2 protein-coding genes are annotated in these 2,861 nt (G+C 61.0%); both read left to right on the forward strand.

The features are described 5' to 3' along the window. Positions 1-1,695, forward strand: a 1,695-nt coding sequence (gene tkt / locus F8N44_RS31050; protein ID WP_150653011.1) for a transketolase, incomplete at its 5' end; no start/stop codon positions are given. A gap of 120 nt (positions 1,696-1,815) precedes the next feature. Beyond that, entirely contained in the window at positions 1,816-2,745 is a 930-nt protein-coding gene (gene arcC / locus F8N44_RS31055) for a carbamate kinase (RefSeq protein ID WP_034153407.1), read from the forward strand. The last annotated feature ends 116 nt before the right edge of the window (positions 2,746-2,861 follow it).

Genomic DNA, 2,861 nt, shown 5'->3' on the forward strand with positions numbered 1-2,861 from the left:
GAATTCGGTTACACCCCGGGCGTTGAAACCACCACCGGCCCGCTGGGTCAGGGTCTGGCCAACGCTGTAGGTTTCGCTCTGGCTGAAAAGGTTCTGGGCGCGCAGTTCAACCGTCCTGGCCACGACATCGTCGACCACCACACCTACGTGTTCCTGGGTGATGGCTGCATGATGGAAGGCATTTCCCACGAAGTCGCTTCCCTGGCCGGCACTCTGGGTCTGGGCAAGCTGATCGCGTTCTATGATGACAACGGCATCTCCATCGACGGCGAAGTCGAAGGCTGGTTCACTGATGACACCCCGAAGCGTTTCGAAGCCTACAACTGGCAAGTGATCCGCAACGTTGACGGTCACGATCCGGAAGAGATCAAGACTGCTATCGAAACCGCGCGCAAGAGCCCGCTGCCGACGCTGATCTGCTGCAAGACCACCATCGGTTTCGGCTCGCCGAACAAGCAGGGCAAAGAAGATTGCCACGGCGCTCCACTGGGTGACGCGGAAATCGCGCTGACCCGTCAGGCGCTGAACTGGAACCACGGTCCGTTCGAAATCCCGGCCGATATCTATGCCGAGTGGGATGCCAAGGAAAAAGGTCGCGCAACCGAAGCCGAGTGGGATCAGCGTTTCGCTGCTTACTCCGCTGCGTTCCCGACTGAAGCCAACGAACTGGTACGTCGCCTGAGCGGTGAGCTGCCGGCCGACTTCTCCGAAAAAGCCTCGGCTTACATCGCTGAAGTCGCGGCCAAAGGCGAAACCATCGCCAGCCGCAAAGCCAGCCAGAACACCCTGAACGCGTTCGGCCCGCTGCTGCCGGAACTGCTCGGCGGCTCCGCTGACCTGGCCGGTTCCAACCTGACCCTGTGGAAAGGCTGCAAAGGCGTCAGCGCTGAAGATGCCAGCGGCAACTACATGTACTACGGCGTGCGCGAATTCGGCATGACCGCAATCATGAACGGCGTGACCCTGCACGGGGGCCTGGTACCTTACGGCGCGACCTTTCTGATGTTCATGGAATACGCGCGCAACGCCGTGCGCATGTCCGCGCTGATGAAGAAGCAAGTGATCCACGTCTACACCCACGACTCCATCGGTCTGGGCGAAGACGGCCCGACGCACCAGCCGATCGAGCAGCTGACCAGCCTGCGTACCACACCGAACCTCGACACCTGGCGTCCAGCCGATGCCGTTGAATCGGCCGTGGCCTGGAAAAACGCTCTGGAGCGCAAGGACGGCCCATCGGCGCTGATCTTCTCGCGTCAGAACCTGCAGCACCAGGAACGCGATGCCGGCCAGATTGCCGACATCAGCCGTGGCGGTTACGTGCTGAAGGACTGCGCAGGCGAGCCTGAGCTGATCCTGATCGCCACCGGTTCGGAAGTCGGTCTGGCGGTTCAGGCTTTCGACAAGCTGACCGAGCAGGGCCGCAAAGTGCGCGTGGTTTCGATGCCTTGCACCAGCGTGTTCGATGCTCAGGACGCCGGCTACAAGCAAGCCGTGCTGCCGTTGCAGGTCAGCGCACGTATCGCGATCGAAGCGGCTCACGCCGACTTCTGGTTCAAGTACGTGGGTCTGGAAGGTCGCGTGATCGGCATGACCACTTACGGCGAATCGGCTCCGGCTTCGGCACTGTTCGAAGAGTTCGGCTTCACCCTGGAAAACATCCTGGGTCAGGCTGAAGAGCTGCTGGAAGACTGATCCAGAAAAGATGTCGCCTGAGCTGACGCCTTCGCGAGCAGGCTCGCTCCCACAGGGGATCCCGGTTCCGACAGGAAGATCGAGTTGTTTGCCTCTCCTCTGATTAGAAGGACATGCACCATGCGTATCGTCGTAGCTCTGGGCGGTAACGCCCTGCTCCGCCGTGGTGAACCGATGACCGCTGACAATCAGCGCGCCAACATCCGCATCGCCACCGAGCAAATCGCCAAGATCCATCCCGGCAACCAACTGGTCATCGCCCACGGCAATGGCCCGCAAGTCGGCCTGCTGTCGTTGCAAGCGGCGGCCTACACCTCCGTCACCCCTTACCCGCTGGACGTGCTCGGTGCCGAAACCGAAGGCATGATCGGCTACATCATCGAACAGGAACTGGGCAATCTGCTCGACTTCGAAGTGCCGTTCGCCACCCTGCTCACCCAGGTTGAAGTCGACGCCAAGGATCCGGCCTTCCAGAACCCGACCAAGCCGATCGGCCCCGTCTACGACAAGGCCGAAGCGGAAAAACTCGCTGCTGAAAAAGGCTGGGCGATTGCTCCGGATGGCGACAAGTTCCGCCGTGTGGTCGCCAGCCCACGGCCAAAACGCATCTTCGAAATCCGCCCGATCAAATGGCTGCTGGACAAGGGCAGCATCGTGATCTGCGCCGGTGGCGGCGGGATTCCGACCATGTACGACGAGAACCGTAATCTCAAAGGTATCGAGGCAGTGATCGACAAGGACCTGTGCTCGTCGCTGCTCGCCGAGCAACTGGAAGCCGATCTGCTGGTGATTGCCACGGACGTCAACGCGGCGTTCATCGACTACGGTAAACCGACGCAGAAAGCCATTGCCGAAGCGCACCCGGACGAACTCGAACGCCTCGGTTTCGCCGCCGGCTCGATGGGGCCTAAGGTGCAGGCAGCCTGCGAATTTGCGCGCCATACTGGCAAGGTCGCGGTGATCGGTTCGCTGGCGGATATCGAAGCGATTGTCCAGGGTACTGCCGGTACTCGAGTAACCACGGCGAAGCCGGGCATCACTTACCGATAATCAGAAACTCCGGGGGCAGGCCCGAGGCCTGCCCTTCTCCCATGCCTTGAAAGGAGAAAACCATGGCCCAGTTTGAACCCGGTCATCTGCATATTGAGCGGCACGCGTTGACGCCG

Origin of the sequence: Pseudomonas fluorescens (assembly GCF_902497745.1) — a bacterium.
Lineage (GTDB): Bacteria > Pseudomonadota > Gammaproteobacteria > Pseudomonadales > Pseudomonadaceae > Aquipseudomonas > Aquipseudomonas fluorescens_BM.

What these genes read in the sequence shown, in the direction of transcription:
- arcC (WP_034153407.1), top strand. Translation starts at nt 1,816, where the DNA reads ATGCGTATCGTCGTAGCTCTGGGCGGTAACGCCCTGCTCCGCCGTGGT.